Origin of the sequence: Teichococcus oryzae (assembly GCF_008386565.1) — a bacterium.
GTDB classification, from domain to species: domain Bacteria; phylum Pseudomonadota; class Alphaproteobacteria; order Acetobacterales; family Acetobacteraceae; genus Pseudoroseomonas; species Pseudoroseomonas oryzae.
In genome coordinates, this window is the sequence record NZ_VUKA01000017.1 from 1 (window position 1) to 23,413 (window position 23,413).

Consider the following 23,413-nt stretch of genomic DNA (forward strand, 5'->3'; position numbering starts at 1 on the left):
CCTGCGCTTCGCCATCCGCGAAGGCGGCCGCACCGTCGGCGCCGGCGTCGTCGCCTCCATCTCCGCTTAAGCCGGACAGCGGGAAAGAGATAGGCGCCAGTCATGGATAGCCAGAACATCCGCATCCGCCTCAAGGCGTTCGATCACCGCGTGCTGGATGGCAGCACGCGGGAGATCGTCAACACCGCGAAGCGGACGGGCGCGCGCGTGCGCGGGCCCATCCCCCTGCCGACCGAGATCGAGCGTTTCACCGTGAACCGCTCGCCGCACGTCGACAAGAAGAGCCGTGAGCAGTTCGAGATCCGGACGCACCGGCGTTTGCTTGATATCGTCGACCCCACTCCGCAGACCGTGGACGCGCTGATGAAGCTCGACCTGGCTGCCGGCGTGGACGTCGAGATCAAGCTCTGAGGCCGGGGAGTATCTCGCCATGGCCGCGAAGAATGGTCGCACCGGCCTGATCGCGAAGAAGCTGGGCATGACCCGCTTGTTCAATGACGACGGCTCGACCGTGCCCGTCACCGTGCTGCACCTGGACCAGGTGCGCGTGGTGGCGCAGCGCACGGAAGAGAAGGACGGTTACGCAGCGGTTCAGCTGGGCATTGGCCTGGCGAAGCCGAAGAACGTCACGAAGCCCAACAAGGGACATTTCGCCAAGGCGGGTGTCGAGGCTCCGAGGAAGGTGGTCGAGTTCCGCGTTGCGGCCGACGCCCTGCTGGAGCCCGGCGCCAAGCTTTCGGCGGACCACTTCGTGAAGGGGCAGATCGTCGACGTGACGGGCACCTCGAAGGGCAAGGGATTTGCCGGCGCCATGAAGCGCTGGAACTTCGCCGGCCTCGAGGCGACGCACGGCGTGTCGATCTCGCACCGCTCGCACGGCTCCACCGGCAACCGCCAGGATCCGGGCAAGACTTTCAAGAACAAGAAGATGGCTGGCCATCTGGGTGTTGAGCGCGTGACCACGCAGAACCTGGAGGTCGCCGGTTTCGACCTCGAGAAGGGTCTGCTGATGGTCAAGGGCGCGGTGCCCGGTGCGAAGGGCGGCTACGTGCTGGTTCGCGACGCTGTGAAGCGCGCGCGCCATGCCGATGCCCCGTTCCCCGCGGCCGTGGCCTGAGGGTAAGGACATGCAGGTTCCTGTCATCACCCTGGACAACGGCCAGGCCGGCGAGATCGATCTCCCGGATGTGCTGTTCGCCGCCTCGCCCCGCGCCGACATCATGGCGCGCGTGGTTCACTGGCAGCTCGCCAAGCGCCGTGCCGGCACCCACAAGGTGAAGGGCATGGCCGAGGTTTCGGGCACGACCAAGAAGCCGTACCGGCAGAAGGGCACCGGCAACGCCCGTCAGGGCTCGCTGCGTGCGCCGCAGTACCGCACCGGTGGTGTGGTGCACGGCCCCGTCGTGCGCGACCATGGCTACTCGCTGAACAAGAAGGTCCGCCGCCTGGGCCTGATCAGCGCGCTGAGCCAGAAGGCCGCCGAGGGCAAGCTGATCGTGCTCGACACCGTGTCGCTCGGCGACGCGCCGAAGACCTCCGCCCTGGCCTCTAAGGTCAAGGCGCTGGGTTGGAAGAGCGCGCTGGTCGTCGACGCCTCGGTCGAGGAGGGCTTCGGCCGCGCGGTGCGCAACCTCCCGCATGTGAACGTCCTGCCGACGCTGGGCGCCAACGTGTACGACATCCTGAACCATGATGTGCTGGCGGTGACCCGCCAGGGCATCGAGGCTCTGAAGGAGCGGCTGGCATGAGCGAGACCGCGACCAAGAAGCCCATGATCTCGCGCGAGAAGATGTATCTGACCATCCTCGCGCCGGTCATCACCGAGAAGGCCACCGGCCTCGCCGAGCAGAACCAGGTCACCTTCAAGGTGCCGCTGTCTGCCACGAAGCCGGAGATCAAGGCCTCGGTGGAGGGTCTGTTCGGCGTGAAGGTTCTCGCCGTCAACACGATCCTGACCAAGGGCAAGACCAAGCGGGTGCGTGGCCGCGAGGGCCAGCGCTCCGACTGGAAGAAGGCGATCGTCCGCCTGGCCGAAGGCCAGAGCATCGATCTCACGACGGGGCTCGCTTAACGCCATGGCGCTGAAGCACTTTAACCCGGTCACCCCGAGCGCGCGCGGCACGATCCTCATCGATCGTTCCGAGCTGTACAAGGGCAAGCCGGTCAAGCAGCTGACGGAGGGCAAAAGCCACTCCGGCGGCCGCAACAATCATGGTCGGATCACCGTCCGGTTCCGTGGGGGTGGGCACAAGCAGTCCTACCGCATCGTCGACTTCAAGCGGCGCAAGTTCGATGTGCCGGCCACGGTCGAGCGGCTGGAATACGACCCGAACCGCACGGCCTTCCTGGCGCTGCTGAAGTACGAGGATGGGGAGCTTTCCTACATCATCGCGCCGCAGCGCCTGAAGGTGGGCGACAGCGTGGTCGCGGGTGAGCGCGTCGACATCAAGCCGGGCAACGCGATGCCGCTTGGCTCGATCCCGGTCGGCACGATCATCTACAACATCGAGATGAAGCCCGGCGCCGGCGGCAAGATCGCCCGTTCGGCTGGCACCTATGCCCAGCTGGTCGGCAAGGATGCCGGCTACGCGCAGGTCAAGCTGCAGTCGGGCGAGCTGCGCCTGGTGCGCGGCGAGTGCATGGCCTCGATCGGCGCGGTGTCCAACCCGGACAACCAGAACCAGCATCTGGGCAAGGCCGGCCGTTCGCGCTGGCTGGGCCGCAAGCCGCATCAGCGCGGTGTCGTGATGAACCCGGTCGACCACCCGCATGGCGGTGGTGAAGGCCGCACCTCCGGTGGCCGCCATCCGGTGACCCCGTGGGGCAAGCCGACCAAGGGCTACAAGACCCGCACCAACAAGCGCACGGACAAGCTGATCGTCCGTCGCCGCAACGTGACGAAGGGCTGACCGCGATGTCGCGCAGTGTCTGGAAGGGGCCGTTCGTCGACGGCTACCTGCTGAACAAGGCGGAAGCGGCGAGGAACTCCACGCGCAACGAGATCATCAAGATCTGGTCGCGCCGGAGCACCATCCTGCCGCAGTTCGTCGGGCTGACCTTCGGTGTCTACAACGGCAAGAAGTTCATTCCTGTCCAGGTGAGTGAGAACATGGTGGGGCACAAGTTCGGCGAGTTCTCGCCGACCCGCACCTTCACCGGCCACTCCTCGGACAAGAAAGCGAAGCGGGGCTAAGGCATCATGAGCAAGCCGAAGCACATTCGCGCCCTGGCCGAGACCGAGGCGAAGGCCGTGACCCGCAACATCCGGGTCTCGCCCTACAAGCTGAACCTGGCCGCCGGCCTGATCCGCGGAAAGAAGGCGCAGGACGCGGTCGCGATCCTGACCTTCTCGAAGCGCCGGATCGCGCAGACGGTCAAGGCGACGCTGGAAAGCGCCATCGCCAATGCGGAGAACAACCACCAGCTCGACGTCGACCAGCTGGTCGTGTCGCGGGTGGAAGTGGGCCGCGCCGTGGTGATGAAGCGCTTCCATGCGCGCGGCCGCGGCAAGGCGGCGCGGGTGGAGAAGTGGTTCAGCCACCTTTCCATCGTGGTTGCCGAAAAGCAGGCGGAAGCCGCGCCCGCAGAGCAGGAGGCCGCGTAACATGGGCCATAAAGTCAACCCGATCGGGCTGCGGCTCGGCATCAACCGGACCTGGGATTCCCGCTGGTTCGCCGATGCCGATTATTCCCGGCTGCTGCACGATGATCTGAAGCTGCGGAATACGCTGAAGACCCGCCTGAAGGGCGCCGGCGTTTCCAAGGTGGTCATCGAGCGCCCGGCGAAGAAGCCCCGCGTGACGATCCATGCCGCCCGCCCGGGCGTCGTGATCGGCAAGAAGGGCGCCGACATCGAGGTGCTGCGCAAGGACCTGGCCAAGCTGGCCGGGGCCGAGGTGGCGCTGAACATCGTCGAGATCCGCAAGCCGGAGATCGAGGCGCAGCTGGTGGCCGAGAGCATCGCGCAGCAGCTGGAGCGCCGCGTGGCGTTCCGCCGCGCGATGAAGCGCGCCGTGCAGTCCGCCATGCGCCTCGGCGCCGGCGGCATCCGGATCAATTGCGGCGGCCGCCTCGGCGGCGCCGAGATCGCCCGGATGGAGTGGTACCGCGAAGGGCGCGTGCCGCTGCACACGCTCCGCGCCGACATCGATTACGGCACCGCGACCGCGAAGACCACCTATGGCACCTGTGGTGTGAAGGTCTGGATCTTCAAGGGCGAGATCATGGCGCATGACCCGCTCGCGCAGGATAAGCGCGCGGCGGAGCAGGCGCCGCAGCGCTGAGGATAACAGACAATGCTTTCCCCGAAGCGCACGAAGTTCCGTAAGGCGCACAAGGGCCGGATCAAGGGCGTGGCGAAGGGCGGGTTCACCCTGTCCTTCGGCGGCTTTGGCCTGAAGGCGCTGGAGCCGGAGCGGGTGACCGCCCGGCAGATCGAGGCCGCGCGCCGCGCCATCACCCGTGCCATGAAGCGTCAGGGCCGGGTGTGGATCCGCATCTTCCCGGATGTTCCCGTGTCCACCAAGCCCGCGGAAGTCCGCATGGGCTCGGGCAAGGGCGCGCCGGAATACTGGGCGGCCCGCGTCAAGCCCGGCCGCATCATGTTCGAGATCGACGGCGTCTCCGTGGAGACGGCGCGCGAGGCCCTGAGCCTCGGCGCGGCGAAGCTGCCGATCAAGACCAAGCTCGTGACCCGTCTGGGCGCGGCGGAGGCCTGAGGCGATGACGAAGATCGTGGATGTCCGGACAAAGTCCCCGGATGAATTGAAGGCGATGCTGCTGGACCTCCGCAAGGAGCAGTTCAACCTGCGCTTCCAGCGCGCGACAGGCCAGCTTGAAGCGGTTTCCCGCATCAAGGTGGTGCGCCGCGACATCGCCCGTGTTAAGACCGTCCTGGCCGAGCAGTCCCGCTCGGCCGCCAAGGCCTGACGAGGAGACCCCGGCTATGCCGAAGCGCGTCCTCACCGGGCGGGTGGTCAGCGACAAGATGGACAAGACCGTGACGGTCTTGGTCGAGCGTCGCGTGATGCATCCGCTCTACAAGAAGTTCATCCGGCGCTCCAAGAAGTACGCCGCGCATGACGACGCCAACCTGTGCAAGGAAGGCGATGTCGTGTCGATCGAGGAGTGCCGCCCGATCAGCAAGCGGAAGACCTGGCTGGTGATCGAGCGCAATGGCGCCTCGGTCGAGACCCAGGGCTTCACCGTGGGCTCTGCCCCCGCTGCGGCGCAGGCCTGAAAGTAGGCTGACCGATGATTATCGTTGAGTCCAACCTGGAGGTCGCCGACAATTCCGGCGCCCGCCGGGTTCAGTGCATCAAGGTCCTGGGCGGCTCCAAGCGCCGTACGGCCTCGGTGGGCGATGTGATCGTGGTGTCCGTCAAGGAAGCGATCCCCCGCGGCAAGGTGAAGAAGGGCGACGTGCAGCGCGCCGTGATCGTGCGCACGGCTTATCCCGTGCGCCGTCAGGACGGCACGGTCATCCGCTTCGACCGCAACGCCGCCGTGCTGCTGAACAAGCAGAACGAGCCGATCGGCACCCGTATCTTTGGCCCGGTGGTCCGTGAACTGCGCGCGCGCAAGTTCATGAAGATCATCTCCCTGGCGCCGGAGGTTCTGTAACCATGGCTGCCAAGATCAAGAAGGGCGACCGCGTCCAGATCCTGACGGGCAAGGACAAGGGCAAGCGCGGCGAAGTGCTGCGCGTGCTGCCCGCCGAGAACCGCGCCCTGGTGCAGGGCCTGAACATGGTGAAGCGCCATACCAAGGCGCGCGGCATGGGCGAGCAGGGCGGCATCGTGGAGAAGGAGGCGTCCATCGACCTCTCCAACATCGCGCTGATCGATCCGAAGTCCGACAAGCCGACCCGCGTCGGCTTCAAGGTGCTTGAGGACGGCAAGAAGGTCCGTGTGGCGAAGGCCTCCGGCGAGGTGATCGACGCATGAGCGAGGCAAAGGAACTGCCGCGCCTGCAGCAGCATTACGCTGAGGCGGTGCGCAAGCGGCTGGTCGAGGAGTTCGGCTACGAGAACCCGATGGAGGTTCCGAAGCTTTCCAAGATCGTCATCAACATGGGTGTGGGCGAGGCGGCTGGCGACAGCAAGAAGCTCGACGCCGCGCTGGGTGACCTGACGCTGATCGCCGGCCAGAAGCCGGTGAAGACGCTGGCGAAGAAGGCGATCGCCGGCTTCAAGATCCGCGAAGGCCAGGCCATCGGCTGCAAGGTGACCCTGCGCCGCGCCCGGATGTTCGAGTTCCTCGACCGTTTGGTGACCATCGCCCTGCCGCGCATGCGTGACTTCCGCGGAATCCCTGGTAATAGGGGCTTCGACGGCCGTGGGAACTATTCCCTGGGCCTGAAGGAGCAGATCGTGTTCCCCGAGATCAGCTATGACAAGGTGGACGCGGTTCGCGGGATGGACATCGTGTTCGTCACGACGGCGAAGACGGACAAGGAAGCCAAGGCTCTGCTGAAGGCTTTCGATTTCCCCTTCGTCAACTGAGTTTTTGGAAAACCGCCCCGGCCGCCACTCGCGCGGACCGGGCAGGTTCCGGAGGATTAGACCGCTATGGCCAAGACCTCGGCTGTCGAGAAGAACAAGCGCCGCGAGCGCCTCTCGAAGCTGCACTCCGGCAAGCGCGCCGCCCTGAAGGACGTGATCATGAATCGCGAGCTTCCGGTCGAGGAGCGCTTCGAGGCGACGTTGAAGCTGGCTGAGATGCCGCGCAACGCCTCCAGGGTTCGGGTGCGCCTGCGCTGCGAGCTGACCGGCCGCCCGCGCGGCAACTACCGTAAGTTCAAGCTGAGCCGTAACATGCTCCGTGACTTGGCCTCGAATGGCCAGATCCCGGGTCTTGTTAAGGCGAGCTGGTAAGGGGGCCGCATGTCGCTGTCCGATCCGCTGGGCGATATGTTGACGCGCATCCGCAACGGGCACCAAGCCCGTAAGGCGCGCATCTCCTCGCCAGCCAGCCGTCTTCGCGCCGATGTGCTCGAAGTCCTGAAGCGCGAAGGCTTCATCCGCGCCTACCGCACCGAGCAGGTGCGCCCGGGCGTGAGCATGCTCGATATCGAGCTGAAGTATTCGGAGGGCGAGCCCGCCATCAAGGAGATCATGCGTGTCTCCAAGCCTGGCCGGCGCGTTTACTCCAAGATCAAGGAGCTGCCGAAGTTCTACAACGGCCTCGGCATCTCCATTCTGTCCACGCCGCGCGGCGTGATGAGCGACAACGAGGCCCGCGCCGCCAATGTTGGCGGCGAAGTCCTCTGCCGCGTGTTCTGAGGGAGGGATAAGCATGTCGCGCGTCGGCAAATATCCCGTCACGGTTCCCGCGGGCGTCACTGTCGCCATGAAGGACGGCATCGTTTCCGCCAAGGGCAAGCTCGGCGAGCTGACCCTGCCGGTGGTGACGGATGCGGTGGCCGTGGACATCGAAGGCAGCCAGGTTTCGGTGAAGCCGCTCGGCTCCGACCGTCGCAGCCGCACGCTGTGGGGCACCACCCGCAGCCTGATCAACGGCATGGTGACGGGCGTGTCCACCGGCTTCTCCAAGTCCATGGAGATCACCGGCACGGGTTACCGCGCCGCGGTCCAGGGCAAGGATCTGGTGCTGAACCTCGGTTACAGCCACGAGATCCGCTACCCGATGCCGGAAGGCATCAAGATCACCTGCGAGCGTCCCACGGCCATCAAGGTCGAGGGGATCGACAAGCAGAAGGTCGGTCAGGTGGCTGCCGAGATCCGCGGCTTCCGTGGCCCCGAGCCCTATAAGGGCAAGGGCGTGCGGTACTCGGATGAGGTCATCCTCCGGAAGGAGGGGAAGAAGAAGTAAGATGGCGAACAAGCTCAATCTGCAGGAGCGGCGGCGCGCGCGTCTGCGTTACCAGCTGCGCCTCAAGAGCGGTGGTCGGCCCCGTCTTTCGGTCTTCCGCTCCGGCAAGCACATCTACGCCCAGGTCATCGACGACAAGGCCGGGCGCACGCTCGCTGCCGCGTCCTCGCTGGAGAAGGCGCAGCGCGACGCGCTCCGCACGGGTGCGGACCGCGATGCGGCGAGCATCGTCGGCAAGCTGCTGGCCGAGCGCGCCGTTGCCGCCGGGGTGACCGAGGTCGTGTTCGACCGCGGGCCCTACCTGTATCACGGCCGGGTGAAAGCCCTGGCGGACGGCGCCCGCGAGGGCGGGCTGTCGTTCTAAGGAGCACAGAATATGGCACGTGAACCGAGGAGCGGCGGCAGCGGCGATCGCGACCGCGGCCGCGGCCGTGGCCCCGAGCGCAACAATGAGCGCGAGCCGGGCGACGAGCTGAAGGACAAGCTGGTCACCATCAACCGCGTCGCCAAGGTGGTGAAGGGTGGCCGTCGCTTCTCCTTCGCCGCCCTGGTGGTGGTCGGTGACGAGAAGGGCCGCGTGGGCTGGGGCGCCGGCAAGGCGCGCGAGGTCCCCGAGGCGATCCGCAAGGCGACCGAGCGGGCGAAGAAGACGATGATCCGCGTGCCGATGCGCGAGGGTCGGACCCTGCATCACGATGTGATCGGCGAATTCGGCGCCGGCCGCGTGATCCTGCGGGCCGCCCCGGCCGGCACCGGCATCATCGCCGGTGGCCCGATGCGCGCGGTGTTCGAATCGGTGGGCATGGGCGACGTCGTCGCCAAGTGCACCGGCTCGACCAACCCGCACAACATGGTCAAGGCGACCTTCGCCGCCCTGGCGCGCTGCACCAGCCCCCGCGCTGTGGCCGCCCGCCGTGGCAAGAAGGTGTCCGACCTGTTGGGTTCCCGCAAGGATGCGGAGCCGGTGCAGGAGGCCGCCAGTGTCTGAGACCAAGAAGACCGTTCGGGTGACGCAGGTCGCGTCCCCCATCGGCCGCAAGCCCGGTCAGCGCGAGACGCTGATCGGCCTGGGCCTCAACAAGATCCGCCGTTCGCGCGAGCTGGAGGATACTCCGGCCGTGCGTGGCATGATCCGCAAGGTCGCCCACCTGATCCAGGTTGGCGAGACCACGGAGAAGTAAGATGAAGCTCAACGAGCTGCGCGATAACGAGGGCGCCCGCCCGAAGTTCAAGCGCGTTGGCCGTGGCATCGGGTCGGGCAAGGGCAAGACCTCCGGCCGCGGCGTCAAGGGCCAGAAGGCGCGCACCGGCGTGTCGCTGAACGGGTTCGAGGGCGGTCAGCTCCCGATCTACCGGCGGCTGCCGAAGCGGGGCTTCGTCAACCTGTTCCGCAAGGAATACGCGCCGATCAACATCGGCACGCTGGACGCGGCGATCGAGTCCGGCCGCCTTCCGGCGGACCAAGCGATCGACGAGGCGGCGCTGGAAGCGGCAGGCCTGGTCCGCACCGGCGCCAAGATCGCCGGCGTGCGCCTGCTGGCGCGCGGCGAGATCAAGCGCGCGGTGAAGATCAGCGTGGCCGGCGCCTCCGCGGCGGCGATCGCGGCGGTCGAGGCGGCGGGCGGCAGCGTCACCGTCCTGGCGCCTGCCAAGGAAGAGAAGCCCGAGGCGTAAGCCTTGCGCCTCCCACCCTTGGGAGGTTAGGCAGTCATCACTGGGCTGGCAGCGGCGCCGCGGGAATAGCCCCCTGGCGCCGCAGTCATGTTGAAGGGGCGAAATCATGGCGTCCGCCGCCGAACAGCTCGCGGCCAACCTCAATCTCGGTGTGCTCAGCAAGGCCACCGAGCTCAAGAAGCGCATCTGGTTCACGCTGGCCGCGCTGATCGTCTACCGCATCGGCACCTACATCCCGGTGCCGGGGGTGGACGCCAATGTGATGGCGGAAATCCTGCGCCAGCACGGCAGCGGCATCCTGGGCATGTTCGACATGTTCACCGGCGGCGCCCTGGGGCGCATGACGGTGTTCGCGCTGAACATCATGCCCTACATCTCGGCCAGCATCATCATCCAGCTCATGTCGGCGGCCGTGCCGACGCTGGAAGCCCTCAAGAAGGAGGGCGAATCCGGCCGCAAGAAGCTCAATCAGTACACGCGCTACCTTACCGTGCTGATCGCCACGTTCCAGGCCTATGGCATCGCCGTGGGGCTCGAGAGCATGCAGGGCAGCTTCGGCCCGGCGGTGTATGATGCGGGCCTGTTCTTCCGCATTTCCTGCGTGGTCACGCTGGTGGGCGGCACCATGTTCCTGATGTGGCTGGGCGAGCAGATCACTGCCCGCGGCATCGGCAACGGCATCAGCCTGATCATCTTCGCGGGCATCGTGGCCAATGTGCCCTCCGCCCTAGCCGCCACGCTGGAGCTTGGCCGCACCGGTGCGCTGTCCACCGTGTTCATCATTGCCTTCCTGGTGATCGCGCTCGCCGTGATCGCCTTTGTGGTGTTCATGGAGCGCGCGCAGCGCCGCATCCCGATCCAGTACCCGAAGCGCCAGGTCGGCAACCGGATGTATGGGGGGGAGAACACCCATCTTCCGCTGAAGCTGAACACGGCCGGCGTGATCCCGCCGATCTTCGCGTCCTCCCTGCTGCTGCTGCCGGCCACCTTCGCGGGCTTTTCCGGGGTGCAGACCAGCGACGGGTGGCTGTCCTCGATCACCGCTGCCCTGGCGCATGGCCAGCCGCTCTACATGGCGCTTTATGTGGCGCTGATCGTCTTCTTCGCCTTCTTCTACACGGCGGTGGTGTTCAACCCCGTGGAAACGGCCGACAACCTGAAGAAGCATGGCGGCTTCGTGCCCGGCATCCGCCCCGGCCAGTCCACCGCCGACTACCTGGACCGCGTGCTGACCCGGCTGACGGCCGTCGGCGCCATCTATATGAGCGTCGTCTGCCTGCTGCCCGAGATCCTGATCAGCCAGTATGGCGTGCCGTTCTATTTCGGTGGCACTTCCCTTCTGATCATTGTTTCGGTCACCATGGACACGGTGGCCCAGGTGCAGTCGCATCTGTTCGCCCACCAGTATGAAGGGTTGATCCGCAAGGCCCGCCTGGGCGGCCGCGGCGCGCCCCGCATCCGGTGAGGGAACAGGCCATGTCAGGATGGAAGCTGGGAACGGAGAGGCGATGAACCTGATTCTGCTGGGGCCTCCGGGGGCCGGGAAGGGCACCCAGGCCAAAAGGCTGGAGGAGCGCCACGGCATCGCGCAGATCTCCACCGGGGACATGCTGCGCGCCGAGGTCAAGAGCGGCAGCGAGATCGGCCGGCAGGCCAAGGCGATCATGGAAAGCGGCGCTCTGGTGCCGGACGCCATCATCACCGCCATGCTGGCCAGCCGGGTGTCGCAGCCCGACTGCGCCCGGGGCTTCATCCTGGACGGCTTCCCGCGCACCACGCCGCAAGCCGAGGCGCTGGACGTCATGCTGCGGGACAAGGGCCTGCAGCTGGACCACGTGATCGAGCTGAAGGTGGATGACGCGGCGCTGGTGGAGCGGATCGCAGGCCGCTTCACCTGCGCGCAATGCGGAACGGGCTACCACGACAGCTTCAAGCCGACCTCCAGGCCGGGGGTCTGCGACTCCTGTGGCGGCACCGAATTCGTCCGCCGCGCCGACGACAAGGCGGAAACCGTGGCCGCGCGTCTGGAAGCCTATCACCGCCAGACCGCGCCGCTGCTGCCCTACTACAAGGCGCAGGGCAAGCTGAGCCAGGTGGACGGCATGGCCTCCATGGACGAGGTCGGCCGGCAGATCGAGGCCATTCTCCAGGCCTGAGCCAGGATGGGCCGAGCCGGAAGGCCCAGGGGCGGGATGCGGATCCCGCCCTTGACTCATCGGGCCTTGACTCGTTAAACCCGCGCCTCTCTCGGACGGGGTCCTCCCCGGCCGCGAATTTGGTTGTGTCTGGATCAATACCGTCCGGGCATGACGATCACCTCTTCGCCGGTTCAGGCCGGTACGAACGGGGGTCCCCAGGACCTCAGGAGCAGGCAATCAATGGCACGCATTGCAGGCGTGAACATTCCCACCAACAAGCGCGTTCTCATTTCCCTCCGCTACATCTACGGCATCGGTCCGGCGAATGCGAAGGTGATCTGCGACCAGCTCGGCATCCCCGATGATCGCCGCGTGAACCAGCTGACGGATGACGAGATCGTCAAGATCCGCGAGCTGATCGATCGCGAGTACCGGGTTGAGGGCGATCTGCGTCGCGAGAACGCGATGAACATCAAGCGCCTGATGGACATGGCCTGCTATCGCGGCCTGCGTCACCGCCGCGGCCTGCCCGTTCGCGGCCAGCGCACCCACACCAATGCCCGCACCCGCAAGGGCAAGGCCGTGGCGATTGCCGGCAAGAAGAAGGTGACGAAGTAAGATGGCCCGTCAGCCCAGCGGTCGCCCCCGCAAGAAGGAACGCAAGAATATTGCGTCCGGCGTGGCCCACGTCCTCGCCTCCTTCAACAACACCATCGTCACCATCACCGACAGCCAGGGCAACGCCATCGCGTGGTCCTCGGCCGGCAGCCAGGGTTTCAAGGGCAGCCGCAAGTCGACCCCGTACGCCGCCCAGGTCGCCGCGGAAGACGCCGGCCGCAAGGCGCGCGAGCACGGCATGGAGACGCTGGAGATCATGGTCTCGGGCCCTGGCTCGGGTCGCGAGTCCGCCCTGCGCGCCCTGCAGGCCGTTGGCTTCTACGTCACGGCCATCAAGGACGTGACCCCCATCCCGCACAATGGCTGCCGTCCGCGCAAGCGGCGTCGGGTCTGAGGCGAGGCTGCAGGAGAAAACCATAGTGCTCGAGCGCAACTGGCGTTCCCTGATCCGTCCCGAAAAGCTCGATGTCGAGCCCGGGGCCGACCCTTCGCGCATCGCGACGGTGGTGGCGGAGCCGCTCGAGCGCGGCTTCGGCATGACGCTGGGCAATGCCCTGCGTCGCGTGCTGCTGTCGTCCCTGCAGGGAGCCGCGGTTACGGCGATCCGCATCGACGGCGCGCTGCATGAGTTCAGCAGCCTGCAAGGCGTCCGCGAGGACGTCACCGACATCGTCCTGAACATCAAGCGCCTGGCCATCCGGATGCAGGGCGAGGGCGCCAAGCGCCTGCAGCTCACCGCCTCCGGCCCGGGCGAGGTGACGGCGGGGCAGATCCAGACCACCGGCGACATCGAGATCGCCAATCCGGAACTGGTCATCTGCACGCTCGACGACGGCGCCAAGCTGTCGATGGAGCTGACCGTCGACACCGGCAAGGGCTATGTTCCCGCTTCCGAGAACCGCCCGGAAGACGCCCCGATCGGGCTGATCCCGGTGGATGCCATCTATTCCCCTGTCCGCCGCGTGGCGTACCAGGTGCAGCCGACCCGCGTCGGCCAGCGCACCGACTACGACAAGCTGGTGCTGACGGTGGAAACGGATGGCACGGTGGCGCCGGACGATGCCGTGGCGCTCGCCGCCCGCATCCTGCAGGACCAGCTCCAGCTGTTCATCAACTTCGATGAGCCGCGCCAGCGCGTGGTGGAGGAAGTGCAGGACGACCTGCCCTTCAACCGCAACCTGCTGCGCAAGGTGGACGAGCTGGAACTGTCGGTCCGCAGCGCGAACTGCCTGAAGAACGACAACATCGTCTATATCGGCGACTTGGTGCAGAAGACGGAGCAGGAGATGCTCCGCACTCCGAACTTCGGCCGCAAGTCGCTGAATGAGATCAAGGAAGTCCTCGCCTCCATGGGGCTGAGCCTGGGCATGACCGTGCCCGGCTGGCCGCCGGAGAACATCGAGGACCTCGCGAAGAAGATCGAAGAGCCGTTCTGATTTTCGGCCACCTGAAGGAATAGACCCATGCGTCACGGGGTTGCCGGCCGGAAGCTCGGCGTCACCTCCACCCACCGTATTGCGATGCTCCGCAATATGGCGACCAGCCTGCTCAAGCACGAGCAGATCACCACGACCCTGCCCAAGGCGAAGGAACTGCGCCCCTATGTGGAGCGCATCATCACCCTGGGCAAGCGCGGTGACCTGCATGCCCGCCGTCAGGCTTATGCCCAGATCATGGACCCGAAGGTGGTGGACAAGCTCTTCACCACCATCGCGGAGCGCTACAAGGCGCGCCAGGGTGGCTACACCCGCGTCCTGAAGGCGGGCATCCGCTATGGCGACGCCGCCGACATGGCGGTGATCGAGCTGGTGGAGCGCGACGTTTCCGCCAAGGGCCTGGATTCCGGCCCGAAGCCCGAGCCGGTCGAGACCGAAGGCCAGCAGGACGCGGCCTGAGCCGCTTCCGCGTCTGGCGGGATTGCCTGGAAGGGGCGGGTGGGGAACCATCCGCCCCTTTCGCATGCGTGGCCCCTTGCGGCGGCCGCCGCCGCGCGGCTTGATGGGCGCCCGTGGATGAAAGGCCCATCCCCATGACCATTCCCATGACCCTGCCGCAGCGCCGGCCATGACCGCCGCCCTGCTCGGGCAATCCGCCGGCTTCGGGGACACGCCGGAGCTTCCGGCCGATCTGCATGGCCGCATCGCCTTTCTGGCCGCGCCCACCGACGTGGCGGAGAACGCCCGCGCCCGCTTCATCGCCCTGTTCGGGGATGCGGCGCCCGAGGATGCGGCCGTGGTCGTGGCCCTTGGCGGGGATGGCTTCATGCTGGAGGTCCAGCACCGCTTCCTCGGCCGCAACCTGCCGGTCTATGGCATGAATTGCGGCAGCGTCGGCTTCCTGATGAACGACTTCCACGAGGATGACCTGCTGGCGCGGCTGGCCGTGGCGCAGGCCGCGGTGCTGCACCCGCTGCGCATGCGGGCGCTGGGCGCCGATGGCACGCTGCGGGAGGCGCTGGCCATCAATGACGTGAACCTGCTGCGGGAAACCCGCCAGGCGGCCAAGATCCGCATCCTGGTGGATGGCAAGGAACGCCTGTCGGAGCTGATCTGCGACGGCATCCTGATCTCCACCCCCGCCGGCAGCACCGCCTACAACCTGTCGGCGCATGGCCCCATCGTGCCGCTGGGCGCCAACCTGCTGCCGATGACCCCGATCTCCGCCTTCCGGCCGCGGCGCTGGCGCGGCGCGCTGCTGCCTTCCGAGGCCAGTGTCACCTTCCAGGTGCTGGAGCCGGCCAAGCGCCCCGTCGCCGCCGTGGCGGATTACGTGGAGGTGCGCGATGTCCGCTCGGTGGAGGTGCGGGAAGACCGCAGCGTGCGCCTGACCCTGCTGTTCGACCCCGATCATGGCCTGTCGGAGCGGATCATCGCCGAGCAGTTCACCGTCTGAGCCGCCAGGGGAGGGCGGGGGGGCGGGGAAGCCGCCGCGGCCACCCTCCCATCCGGTGCCTGTCATGAAATTGACGTTTTCGAGCGAAAGCCTGTGCCCATCAGGCCTTTCCGGGGGCCTCGGGGTTTGTCGCGCGCTAGCAGGCCCCCCGCCGGTCTGTTAACGTGGCCGCCGCTACGACTAGATGTCCGGGGGCAGGGATCATGAAAATCGGTATCAAGGCGGCCGTGCTGGCCGCCGTTTCGGCGTTGGCCACGGGAGCCCTGAGCCCGGCCCAATCGCAGAACCTCACCATGGCGGTCGGCGCCCAGATCACGTCGCTCGACCCGCATTACCACGCGCTGTCGCCCAATTTCGCCGTGGCGACGATGATCTTCGACACGCTGGTCCAGTTCGACGCCGACGCCCAGATGGAGCCTGGCTTGGCGGAATCCTGGAAGCCCGTCGCGCCCACCGTGTGGGAATTCAAGCTGCGCCCCAATGTGCGCTTCCACAACGGCAACCCCTTCACCGCGGAGGACGTGGCCTTCACCATTGACCGCGTGCCGGCGGTGCCGAACAGCCCGTCCTCCTACGCCATCTACACCCGCGCCATCGAGCGCGTGGAGGTGGTGGACCCGGTGACGGTGCGCTTCCACACCCGCTCCCCCTACCCGGTGCTGCCGAACGACCTGTCGCAGGTGGCGATGCTGGACCGCGAGACGCATGACAAGGCGTCCACCGACGACTTCAACTCCGGCAAGGTGGCCATCGGCACCGGGCCGTTCCGCTATGTCGACTTCCGCTCGGGCGAGCGGCTGCGGCTGGAGCGGAACGAGGAATACTGGGGCCAGAAGCCCCATTGGAAGGCCGTCGACTACCGCGTGGTGGTGAATGACTCCGCCCGCACCGCCGGCGTCCTGGCTGGCGACGTGGACTTCATCGACCAGGTGCCTACCAGCGACCTCAGCACGCTGAAGCGCGACCAGCGGGTGAAGATCGCGGAGAAGGACGGGCTGCGCATCATCTTCCTGGCGCTCGACCACCTGCATCCCGAAGGCTCGCCCCAGATCACGGGCCATGACGGCAAGCCGCTGAACAAGAACCCGCTGCTCGACCTTCGGGTGCGCAAGGCGCTGTCCATGGCGATCGACCGGCAGGCCATCGCCACCCGCGTGATGGAAGGCGCCGCCATGCCCGCCGGCCAGTTCCTGCCCGAAGGCGCCTTCGGCCATGTGCCGGGCCTGGAGGCACCGAAGGCCGATCCGGAAGGCGCCAAGAAGCTGCTGGCCGAGGCCGGCTATCCGGATGGCTTCCGCATCACCCTGAGCGGCCCCAATGACCGCTACATGAATGACGGCCGCATCGTGCAGGCGATCGGCCAGATGTGGACCCGCCTCGGCGTGCGCACCACCGTGGACGCGCAGCCCTGGACCACCTTCGTGTCCCGCGCCGGCCGGCAGGAGCTGAGCGCCTTCCTGGTGGGCTGGGGCAGCTCCTCCGGCGAGGCTTCCAACCCGCTGCGCTCCCTGGTCGCCGGCTATAACCGCGACAAGGGCTTCGGCACTTCCAACCGCGGCCGCTACTCCAACCCGGAGCTGGACGCCAAGCTGGAAGCGGCGCTCGCCGAGCTGGACGACCCCAAGCGGGAGGCGCTGCTGCAGGAAGCCACCCGCATCGCCATGGAGGATGTCGCCATCATCCCGATCCATATCCAGAAGAACCTGTGGGCGATGCGTCCGAACCTGCGGCATGAATCCCGCGCCGACGAGCTGACCCGGGCGCAGGATGTGCGCCCGGCCGAGGCGGCCCGCTGAGCCGATGAGCGTTTATCTTCTCCGCCGGCTGCTGCAGTCGGTGCTCGTGATGCTGGCGATGTCGGTCATCGTCTTTGTCGGCGTCTTCGCCATCGGCGATCCTGTCGAGATCCTGATCTCGCCCGACGCCGACCAGATGGAGCGGGAGCGGGCGATCAAGGCCCTCGGGCTCGACCTGCCGCTGTGGCAGCAATACCTGTCCTTCCTAGGCAATGCGCTGCGCGGCGACCTCGGCCGTTCCTTCGTGTTCAACGAGCCGGCGCTGCAGCTGATCCTGCAGCGCATGCCGGCCACGCTGGAGCTGGCGCTGGGCGCCACCTTCCTGGCGCTGATCATCGGCCTGCCGCTCGGCCTGTATGCCGGGCTGAAGCCGAAATCGCCGGTGTCCTCGGCCATCATGGCCGGCTCGATCCTCGGCTTCTCCCTGCCGACCTTCTGGGTCGGGCTGATGCTGATCATGGTGTTCGCGGTGCAGCTGGGCTGGCTGCCTTCCACCGGGCGCGGCCCGACGGTGGAGGTGCTGGGCCTGCACTGGTCCTTCCTGACCTGGGACGGGCTGCGGCACCTGGCCATGCCGGCGCTGAACCTCGCCTTGTTCAAGATCAGCCTGGTGATCCGCCTGACCCGCGCCGGCGTGCGCGAGACCATGCTGATGGATTACGTCAAATTCGCCCGCGCCAAGGGCCTGAGCCCGGCGCGCGTGACCTATGTGCACGTCTTCAAGAACATCATGATCCCGGTGGTCACCGTGGTCGGGCTGGAGCTGGGCTCCACCATCGCCTTCTCGGTGGTGACGGAAAGCGTCTTCGCCTGGCCGGGCATGGGCAAGCTGATCATCGACAGCATCAACGTGCTCGACCGCCCGGTGATCGTCGCCTACCTGATGATGATCGTGCTGATGTTCATCACCATCAACCTGCTGGTGGACCTCGCCTATTCGGCGCTCGATCCGCGCGTGCGGCTGGAGAACAAGTGACATGAGCACGACCACCGCCAACACCACGCCAGCGGCGGCGGAGCCCGTCGCCACGCCCAAGGTGGAGGGGCCCTGGCGCCGCTTCATTTCCGAGTTCGCCGAAAGCAAGCTGGCGCTGCTCGGGCTGATCGTGTTCGTGATCATCGCCCTGGTGGCCATCTTCGCGCCCTGGATCGCGCCGCAGAACCCCTATGACCTCGCCCAGCTCGACATCATGGATGGGCGGATGGAGCCGGGCACGGTGGGCGGCGCCGGCTTCACCTACTGGCTCGGCACCGATGACCAGGGGCGCGACATGCTGTCCGGCATCATGTACGGGCTGCGCATCTCGCTGCTGGTGGGCGTCGGCTCGGCGGTCATCGCCTGCGCGGTCGGCGCCTCGCTCGGCATGCTGGCGGCCTATGCCGGCGGCCGCACCGACACGGTGATCATGCGGCTGGTGGACCTGCAGCTGTCCTTCCCGTCGATCCTGGCGGCGCTGATGATCCTGGCCTTCCTGGGCAAGGGCGTGATGAACGTCGTGCTGGCCCTGGTGATCGTCGAATGGGCCTATTACGCCCGCACCGTGCGCGGCACGGCGCTGGTGGAGCGGCGGCGCGAATACATCGAGGCGGCGCAGTGCCTGGCCCTGCCGACCCGGCGCATCATCTTCCGCCACCTGCTACCGAACTGCATGCCGCCGCTGATCGTGGTCGCCACCATGCAGATCGCCCGCGCCATCGCGCTGGAGGCGACCCTGTCCTTCCTCGGCCTCGGCGTGCCGATCACCGAGCCCTCGCTCGGCCTGCTGATCTCCAACGGCTATGAATACATGCTGTCGGGCAAGTACTGGATCAGCTTCTACCCGGGCATCGCGCTTCTGGTGACCATTGTCTCGATCAACCTCATGGGTGATCAGCTCCGCGACGTTCTCAATCCACGACTTAAGAAGTAAGGGACCGGGATTTTGGCTGTTTCCCCCGTCGCCAATTCCTCCGTCGCCGCCACCGCCTCGGCGCCGACGCTGGAGGTGCGCAACCTCCAGACCCACTTCTTCACCCGCGCCGGCGTGGTGAAGGCAGTGGATGGTGTTTCCTTTACCGTGCAACGCGGCAAGGTCATGGGCCTGGTGGGCGAATCCGGCTCCGGCAAGACCGTGACCGGCTTCTCCATCCTCGGCCTGGTGGACGAGCCCGGCCGCATCGTCGGCGGCGAGATCCTGTTCCACGGGCAGAACCTGGCGAAGCTCCGCGAGGAGGAGATGCGGCGGCTGCGCGGCAACCGCATCGCCATGATCTTCCAGGATCCGATGATGACGCTGAACCCGGTGCTCCGGGTCGACACGCAGATGATCGAGACCGTGCTGGCCCACACCAAGGTCAGCAAGGAGGAGGCCCGCCAGCGCGCCCGCGACACGCTGGGCATGGTGGGCATCCCGAGCCCCGATGAGCGGCTGAAATCCTACCCGCACCAGTTCTCTGGCGGCATGCGCCAGCGCGTGGCGATCGCCATCGCCCTGCTGCACCGCCCGGAGCTGATCGTGGCGGACGAGCCGACTACCGCGCTCGACGTGACCATCCAGGCGCAGATCCTGGCCGAGGTGCAGAAGCTTTGCGCCCAGACGGGCACGGCGATGATCTGGATCACCCACGACCTGACCGTGGTGGCCGGCCTCGCCGACGAGCTGGCGGTGATGTATGCCGGCCGCGTGGTGGAGCATGGCCCGGTGAACGAGACGCTGGACAAGCCGCTGCACCCCTATACCAACGGCCTGATCGGCAGCGTGCCCAGCCGCAACAAGCGGGGCGAGCCGCTGCGGCAGATCCCGGGCATGACGCCCTCGCTCCTGAACCTGCCGGCCGGCTGCGCCTTCCGCAACCGCTGCCCCAAGGCGCAGGACAAGTGCAAGCAGGCCCCGCCGCTGGGCGAGCTGCTGCCGGGCCGCCAGGCGCGCTGCTTCTTTCCCTACAACATGCCTGCCGAGGCCGCCGCATGAGCACGCCGATCATTGAGCTGAAGGGCGTCTCCAAGCGCTTCTCCAAGAAGCTGGATCTCGCCGGCAAGCTGGCGCAGAAGCTGGGCGCGCCGGTGAAGGACGAAACGGTGCATGCGGTGGACCAGGTCGACCTCACCGTCCGCAAGGGCGAGGTGGTCGGGCTGGTGGGCGAATCCGGCTGCGGCAAGTCGACGCTGGGCCGCATGGTGGCCGGCATCATGCCGGCCTCCGACGGCGACATCCTGTGGCACGGCAAGCGCCTCGACAGCCTGCAGGGCGCCGAAGCGCGACAGGCCAAGCTGCAGACGCAGATGATCTTCCAGGACCCCTATGCGAGCCTGAACCCGCGCATGAAGGTGGCCGACATCGTGGGCGAGGCGCCGCTGGTGCATGGCCTGACCAAGCGCGGCGAGTGGGACAGCTACGTCGACAACCAGCTGCGCCGCGCGGGCCTGGACCCGAGCTTCAAGCGCCGCTACCCGCACCAGTTCTCGGGTGGCCAGCGCCAGCGCATCGGCATCGCCCGGGCGCTCGCGGTGCAGCCCGAATTCATCGTCTGCGACGAGGCGGTGGCCGCGCTGGACGTGTCGATCCAGGCGCAGATCCTGAACCTGTTCATGGACCTGCGGCGCGAGCTGGACCTCACCTACCTGTTCATCAGCCATGACCTCGGCGTGGTGGAGCATCTCTCCGACCGCGTGGTGATCATGTATCTCGGCCGGGTGGTCGAGGAAGCCTCCGCCGAGGAAGTGTTTGTCCGAGCCAACCATCCCTACACCCAGGCCCTGCTGGCCGAGGTGCCGCGGATCGAGGCGCGCAAGAAAAGCTTCGCCGGCATCAAGGGCGAGATCCCTTCGCCGCTGAACCCGCCTTCCGGCTGCCATTTCCACCCGCGCTGCCCGCATGCCTTCGACCGGTGCAAGGTGGAGAAGCCGGCGCTGAAGGAGATCGCGCCGGGCCACAAATCCCGCTGCCACCTGAATGATCGCGTGGCCTGAAGGCTGGCTCCGACGGGGCAGGGCGCCGCTGTCCTGCCCCATGGCGGCCCGGCCTGGCCTGGCTTTCCGCCAGCGTTGGATGATGGCCTGGCTCGCGCTGGGCGGCTGCGCCATGCAGGATGCCCGGATCGTCGAGGATGCGCGCAGCCACATGATCGGCCTGCAACGCGCCGATCTTTATGTTTGCGCCGGCTTCCCCAGCAAGACCGCCCGCATCGACGTGATGCGGGAAATGCTGAGCTACGAAAGCCGCGGCGGCGAGGCGGGCGGGCTCAACCTGTCCATTCCCGTGGTTGGCGGCATCAACCTGACCGGCGATCCGGGCTATTGCCACGCCACCTTCGAACTGATCGACGGCGTGGTCACCCGGGTGGGGTTCGGCGGCGACAATGACGTGCCGGGCGCGCCATCGGCGCGCTGCGCGCCGATTGTCAAGGATTGCCTGCGCATGCCGCACCAGCCCGGGATCGGGCCGCTCAGGGCGGGATGAGGCGGTTTATTCCTCCGTGGCCTCGGCCACCGGCAGGATCGCGGTTTCCTTGGCGGAGGTGATGGCCAGGATGGTTTCGGTGCGCTCCACGCCCGGCTGGCCGCGCACCTGATCCGCCACGAAGCGCTCCAGCGCCGAAAGGTCGGGCAGGCGCAGCTTCAGCAGAAAGGTCCAGGCGCCGGTGACATGGTGGCATTCCAGCACCGCCTCGGCCGCGCGCATGGCGAGGCGGAAGGCATTCTCGTCCCGCCCCGGCCGCAGCGACACGAAAACAAAGGCGAGCAGGGGGCAGCCAATGGCACCGGGGTCCAGATCGGCGCGCCAGCCGCGGATGGTGCCGCGTTCCTCAAGGCGCTTGACCCGTTCGGCCGTGGCGGACACCGACAAGCCCGCCACCTTGGCCAGCTCGGCCAGCCCTGCGGCGCCATCTTCCTGCAGGGCGACGAGAATGTTCCGGTCGATAACGTCCATGACGCCAGTTTATCCGGCAGTGGCTGCCATAGGAACGATAATTCGGCGCATGGCATCCGTGCTGAACCGGGGCATCTTCCGATGCCCCGCGAGGCGGCTCAGATGTAGTGCTCGGCCAGGGGGGCGAAGCCGTTGAAGCCCTGGCTGGCATAGGTCGTCACATAGGCGCCGGTGGCCAGCAGCTCGACGCGGTCGCCGCAATCGAGGGCCATCGGCAGGCGGAAATTCGACTTCTCGTACAGCGTGTCGGTGCTGTCGCAGGTGGGGCCCGCGATGGTGACCGGCCCCTCGGCGCCGCCATCATGCGGGGTGCGAAAGCTGTACTTGATCGCCTCGCCCTCGGTTTCGGCCAAGCCGCCGAAGCGCCCGATGTCGAGATACACCCAGCGCACCGGGTCGTCCTTTTCCTTGCGGGACACCAGCACGACCTCGGAGGACAGCACGCCGGCATCGCCGACGATGAAGCGGCCCGGCTCCACCAGGATCTCCGGCAGGGCATTGCCGAAATGCTCGACCATGGCACCCATGATGGCGGCGCCGAACTCGTCGATCTCCGGCACCTCGGCGCGGTAGCGCACCGGATAGCCGCCGCCGAGATTGGCCATGCGCAGCTGGATGCCGGCTTCCTTCAGGTCGGTGAACAGCATCGCCACGCGGGCGATCGCGGCCTCATAGGCGGCGGTGCGGGTCTGCTGGCTGCCGACATGGAAGGAAATGCCATACGGGTCGAGGCCGAGGTCACGCGCCAGGACCATCAGGTCGCGCGCCATCTCCACCTCGCAGCCGAACTTCTTCGACAGCGGCCATTCGGCCCCGACATTGCCCACCAGGATGCGGCAATACACCTTGGAGCCGGGAGCGGAGCGGGCGAGCTTGCGCAGCTCCGGCTCGGAATCGAAGGCGAACATGCGGATCCCGGCCTCGAACGCGGCCTTGATCGCGGATTCCTTCTTCACCGTGTTGCCGAAGGACACGGATTCCGGCTTGGCGCCCTGCGCCAGGCACATCCGCACCTCCTCCAGGGAGGCGGCGTCGAAGCAGGAATCGAGGTCCACCAGGCGGCCGAGGATCGGCGCGGCCGGATTGGCCTTCACGGCGTAGTAGATGCGGGCCAGCGGCATGGCGGCCTTCAGGCGGCCATAATTCTCCGCGACGCGATCCACGTCGACCACGAGACAAGGCGTCGCCGGAGCGGCGTCGCGCAGGAAGCGGAAGACCTTCTCGGTCATCGCACAACCCTCCCATAAAGCGGAGGACCGGCCCTTCCAGGCTGCGGCCCCAAGTTGACGAAACGGTCGAACGAACCAGCGACCAGAAGTGGCCGGAGTCAGGCTCGCGCCTTCGCCGGGGTTGCCAGAACGCTTGACGTCGTTGCGTAAACCTTTGGCCGGGTTAGCCGGCCTGGGGCCAGAGGCACGTGCGTACTGCGTCTGGCCGGGCATATAGAGATGTCGCTCCGGACCGCAAAGCCATTTTTCCATTTCCGCCGGTTTTTTTCCGTGAGCTTCTATGACAAGGCGGAAAACCGCCGAAACCCGGCGCGAGTGGCGGGG

Annotated in this window: 37 protein-coding genes; 35 read left to right on the forward strand and 2 right to left on the reverse strand. The window is 67.0% G+C overall.

Going from position 1 to position 23,413, the window contains the following annotated elements:
• The 35 genes from F0Q34_RS18550 to F0Q34_RS18720 form a co-directional block, all read left to right on the forward strand.
• On the forward strand, window positions 1-70 hold a 70-nt coding region (locus F0Q34_RS18550; RefSeq protein ID WP_149813807.1), incomplete at its 5' end, for an EF-Tu C-terminal domain-related protein.
• 32 nt (window positions 71-102) lie between these two features.
• Entirely contained in the window at window positions 103-411 is a 309-nt protein-coding gene (gene rpsJ / locus F0Q34_RS18555) for a 30S ribosomal protein S10 (protein WP_007004401.1), read from the forward strand.
• 19 nt (window positions 412-430) lie between these two features.
• Window positions 431-1,117, forward strand: coding sequence for a 50S ribosomal protein L3 (rplC, locus tag F0Q34_RS18560; protein WP_149813748.1), 687 nt, complete (start codon window positions 431-433; stop codon window positions 1,115-1,117).
• A 10-nt stretch (window positions 1,118-1,127) separates the two neighbouring features.
• Window positions 1,128-1,748 carry a 50S ribosomal protein L4 gene (rplD, locus tag F0Q34_RS18565; protein WP_149813749.1) on the forward strand — a complete coding sequence of 207 codons (621 nt, stop codon included), beginning with the start codon at window positions 1,128-1,130 and terminating at the stop codon, window positions 1,746-1,748.
• Window positions 1,749-1,774: 26 nt separating this feature from the next.
• Window positions 1,775-2,071, forward strand: coding sequence for a 50S ribosomal protein L23 (locus tag F0Q34_RS18570; RefSeq protein WP_456316252.1), 297 nt, complete (start codon window positions 1,775-1,777; stop codon window positions 2,069-2,071).
• Between the two features lie 4 nt (window positions 2,072-2,075).
• The gene (rplB, locus tag F0Q34_RS18575) at window positions 2,076-2,909 is read left to right on the forward strand and encodes a 50S ribosomal protein L2 (RefSeq protein ID WP_149813751.1); all 834 of its coding nucleotides are present in this window, start codon (window positions 2,076-2,078) and stop codon (window positions 2,907-2,909) included.
• 5 nt (window positions 2,910-2,914) lie between these two features.
• On the forward strand, window positions 2,915-3,193 hold the full coding sequence (gene rpsS / locus F0Q34_RS18580; protein WP_149813752.1) for a 30S ribosomal protein S19: 279 nt from the start codon (window positions 2,915-2,917) through the stop codon (window positions 3,191-3,193).
• Window positions 3,194-3,199: 6 nt separating this feature from the next.
• Window positions 3,200-3,604 (forward strand): 50S ribosomal protein L22, encoded by a 405-nt coding sequence (rplV, locus tag F0Q34_RS18585; protein WP_149813753.1) that lies wholly within the window; start codon window positions 3,200-3,202, stop codon window positions 3,602-3,604.
• 1 nt (window position 3,605) lies between these two features.
• Window positions 3,606-4,283 carry a 30S ribosomal protein S3 gene (gene rpsC / locus F0Q34_RS18590; RefSeq protein ID WP_149813754.1) on the forward strand — a complete coding sequence of 226 codons (678 nt, stop codon included), beginning with the start codon at window positions 3,606-3,608 and terminating at the stop codon, window positions 4,281-4,283.
• A gap of 12 nt (window positions 4,284-4,295) precedes the next feature.
• On the forward strand, window positions 4,296-4,718 hold the full coding sequence (gene rplP / locus F0Q34_RS18595; protein ID WP_149813755.1) for a 50S ribosomal protein L16: 423 nt from the start codon (window positions 4,296-4,298) through the stop codon (window positions 4,716-4,718).
• 4 nt (window positions 4,719-4,722) lie between these two features.
• A complete protein-coding gene (gene rpmC, locus F0Q34_RS18600) occupies window positions 4,723-4,929 on the forward strand; it encodes a 50S ribosomal protein L29 (protein ID WP_149813756.1) in 207 nt (68 codons plus the stop codon).
• A gap of 16 nt (window positions 4,930-4,945) precedes the next feature.
• On the forward strand, window positions 4,946-5,239 hold the full coding sequence (gene rpsQ / locus F0Q34_RS18605; protein ID WP_149813757.1) for a 30S ribosomal protein S17: 294 nt from the start codon (window positions 4,946-4,948) through the stop codon (window positions 5,237-5,239).
• Window positions 5,240-5,253: 14 nt separating this feature from the next.
• Window positions 5,254-5,622 (forward strand): 50S ribosomal protein L14, encoded by a 369-nt coding sequence (gene rplN, locus F0Q34_RS18610; protein WP_109517958.1) that lies wholly within the window; start codon window positions 5,254-5,256, stop codon window positions 5,620-5,622.
• Between the two features lie 2 nt (window positions 5,623-5,624).
• Entirely contained in the window at window positions 5,625-5,945 is a 321-nt protein-coding gene (gene rplX / locus F0Q34_RS18615) for a 50S ribosomal protein L24 (protein WP_149813759.1), read from the forward strand.
• Window positions 5,942-6,502 carry a 50S ribosomal protein L5 gene (gene rplE, locus F0Q34_RS18620; RefSeq protein ID WP_149813760.1) on the forward strand — a complete coding sequence of 187 codons (561 nt, stop codon included), beginning with the start codon at window positions 5,942-5,944 and terminating at the stop codon, window positions 6,500-6,502. The genes rplX and rplE overlap by 4 nt, the downstream gene beginning before the upstream one ends.
• Window positions 6,503-6,568: 66 nt before the next feature.
• On the forward strand, window positions 6,569-6,874 hold the full coding sequence (rpsN, locus tag F0Q34_RS18625; protein WP_149813761.1) for a 30S ribosomal protein S14: 306 nt from the start codon (window positions 6,569-6,571) through the stop codon (window positions 6,872-6,874).
• A 9-nt stretch (window positions 6,875-6,883) separates the two neighbouring features.
• Window positions 6,884-7,282 carry a 30S ribosomal protein S8 gene (rpsH, locus tag F0Q34_RS18630; RefSeq protein ID WP_149813762.1) on the forward strand — a complete coding sequence of 133 codons (399 nt, stop codon included), beginning with the start codon at window positions 6,884-6,886 and terminating at the stop codon, window positions 7,280-7,282.
• Window positions 7,283-7,295: 13 nt separating this feature from the next.
• Complete coding sequence (gene rplF / locus F0Q34_RS18635) at window positions 7,296-7,832, forward strand: 50S ribosomal protein L6 (protein WP_149813763.1); 537 nt, start codon at window positions 7,296-7,298, stop codon at window positions 7,830-7,832.
• 1 nt (window position 7,833) lies between these two features.
• Window positions 7,834-8,196 (forward strand): 50S ribosomal protein L18, encoded by a 363-nt coding sequence (gene rplR / locus F0Q34_RS18640; RefSeq protein ID WP_149813764.1) that lies wholly within the window; start codon window positions 7,834-7,836, stop codon window positions 8,194-8,196.
• Window positions 8,197-8,208: 12 nt separating this feature from the next.
• Window positions 8,209-8,820, forward strand: a complete 612-nt coding sequence (rpsE, locus tag F0Q34_RS18645) for a 30S ribosomal protein S5 (protein WP_149813765.1) — start codon at window positions 8,209-8,211, stop codon at window positions 8,818-8,820.
• On the forward strand, window positions 8,813-9,013 hold the full coding sequence (rpmD, locus tag F0Q34_RS18650; protein ID WP_174242076.1) for a 50S ribosomal protein L30: 201 nt from the start codon (window positions 8,813-8,815) through the stop codon (window positions 9,011-9,013). Before rpsE ends, rpmD begins: the two co-directional genes overlap by 8 nt.
• Window position 9,014: 1 nt before the next feature.
• Complete coding sequence (rplO, locus tag F0Q34_RS18655; RefSeq protein ID WP_149813768.1) at window positions 9,015-9,506, forward strand: 50S ribosomal protein L15; 492 nt, start codon at window positions 9,015-9,017, stop codon at window positions 9,504-9,506.
• 106 nt (window positions 9,507-9,612) lie between these two features.
• Window positions 9,613-10,971, forward strand: a complete 1,359-nt coding sequence (gene secY / locus F0Q34_RS18660; protein WP_149813769.1) for a preprotein translocase subunit SecY — start codon at window positions 9,613-9,615, stop codon at window positions 10,969-10,971.
• A 43-nt stretch (window positions 10,972-11,014) separates the two neighbouring features.
• Window positions 11,015-11,662, forward strand: a complete 648-nt coding sequence (locus tag F0Q34_RS18665; protein ID WP_149813770.1) for an adenylate kinase — start codon at window positions 11,015-11,017, stop codon at window positions 11,660-11,662.
• Window positions 11,663-11,884: 222 nt separating this feature from the next.
• Window positions 11,885-12,262 carry a 30S ribosomal protein S13 gene (rpsM, locus tag F0Q34_RS18670; protein WP_149813772.1) on the forward strand — a complete coding sequence of 126 codons (378 nt, stop codon included), beginning with the start codon at window positions 11,885-11,887 and terminating at the stop codon, window positions 12,260-12,262.
• 1 nt (window position 12,263) lies between these two features.
• Window positions 12,264-12,656: a 30S ribosomal protein S11 gene (gene rpsK, locus F0Q34_RS18675; RefSeq protein WP_040613074.1), complete on the forward strand. Its 393-nt coding sequence runs from the start codon at window positions 12,264-12,266 to the stop codon at window positions 12,654-12,656.
• Window positions 12,657-12,678: 22 nt separating this feature from the next.
• The gene (locus tag F0Q34_RS18680; protein WP_149813808.1) at window positions 12,679-13,698 is read left to right on the forward strand and encodes a DNA-directed RNA polymerase subunit alpha; all 1,020 of its coding nucleotides are present in this window, start codon (window positions 12,679-12,681) and stop codon (window positions 13,696-13,698) included.
• 27 nt (window positions 13,699-13,725) lie between these two features.
• Window positions 13,726-14,157, forward strand: coding sequence for a 50S ribosomal protein L17 (rplQ, locus tag F0Q34_RS18685; protein ID WP_149813773.1), 432 nt, complete (start codon window positions 13,726-13,728; stop codon window positions 14,155-14,157).
• A 169-nt stretch (window positions 14,158-14,326) separates the two neighbouring features.
• The gene (locus F0Q34_RS18690; protein WP_149813774.1) at window positions 14,327-15,154 is read left to right on the forward strand and encodes an NAD kinase; all 828 of its coding nucleotides are present in this window, start codon (window positions 14,327-14,329) and stop codon (window positions 15,152-15,154) included.
• Window positions 15,155-15,357: 203 nt separating this feature from the next.
• On the forward strand, window positions 15,358-16,950 hold the full coding sequence (locus F0Q34_RS18695) for an ABC transporter substrate-binding protein (protein ID WP_149813775.1): 1,593 nt from the start codon (window positions 15,358-15,360) through the stop codon (window positions 16,948-16,950).
• A 4-nt stretch (window positions 16,951-16,954) separates the two neighbouring features.
• The gene (locus tag F0Q34_RS18700) at window positions 16,955-17,926 is read left to right on the forward strand and encodes an ABC transporter permease (protein WP_149813776.1); all 972 of its coding nucleotides are present in this window, start codon (window positions 16,955-16,957) and stop codon (window positions 17,924-17,926) included.
• A 1-nt stretch (window position 17,927) separates the two neighbouring features.
• Window positions 17,928-18,860: an ABC transporter permease gene (locus tag F0Q34_RS18705; protein WP_149813777.1), complete on the forward strand. Its 933-nt coding sequence runs from the start codon at window positions 17,928-17,930 to the stop codon at window positions 18,858-18,860.
• Window positions 18,861-18,872: 12 nt separating this feature from the next.
• The gene (locus F0Q34_RS18710) at window positions 18,873-19,901 is read left to right on the forward strand and encodes an ABC transporter ATP-binding protein (protein WP_149813778.1); all 1,029 of its coding nucleotides are present in this window, start codon (window positions 18,873-18,875) and stop codon (window positions 19,899-19,901) included.
• The gene (locus tag F0Q34_RS18715; protein WP_149813779.1) at window positions 19,898-20,899 is read left to right on the forward strand and encodes an ABC transporter ATP-binding protein; all 1,002 of its coding nucleotides are present in this window, start codon (window positions 19,898-19,900) and stop codon (window positions 20,897-20,899) included. Before F0Q34_RS18710 ends, F0Q34_RS18715 begins: the two co-directional genes overlap by 4 nt.
• A 79-nt stretch (window positions 20,900-20,978) precedes the next feature.
• Entirely contained in the window at window positions 20,979-21,389 is a 411-nt protein-coding gene (locus F0Q34_RS18720; protein WP_149813781.1) for a hypothetical protein, read from the forward strand.
• 6 nt (window positions 21,390-21,395) lie between these two features.
• Here F0Q34_RS18720 and F0Q34_RS18725 read toward each other — a convergent pair whose 3' ends face one another.
• Together F0Q34_RS18725 and F0Q34_RS18730 are read right to left on the reverse strand one after the other, a co-directional pair.
• Complete coding sequence (locus tag F0Q34_RS18725) at window positions 21,396-21,860, reverse strand: Lrp/AsnC family transcriptional regulator (protein ID WP_149813782.1); 465 nt, start codon at window positions 21,858-21,860, stop codon at window positions 21,396-21,398.
• A 98-nt stretch (window positions 21,861-21,958) separates the two neighbouring features.
• The gene (locus tag F0Q34_RS18730) at window positions 21,959-23,089 is read right to left on the reverse strand and encodes a type III PLP-dependent enzyme (RefSeq protein WP_149813783.1); all 1,131 of its coding nucleotides are present in this window, start codon (window positions 23,087-23,089) and stop codon (window positions 21,959-21,961) included.
• Between the last annotated feature and the right edge of the window lie 324 nt (window positions 23,090-23,413).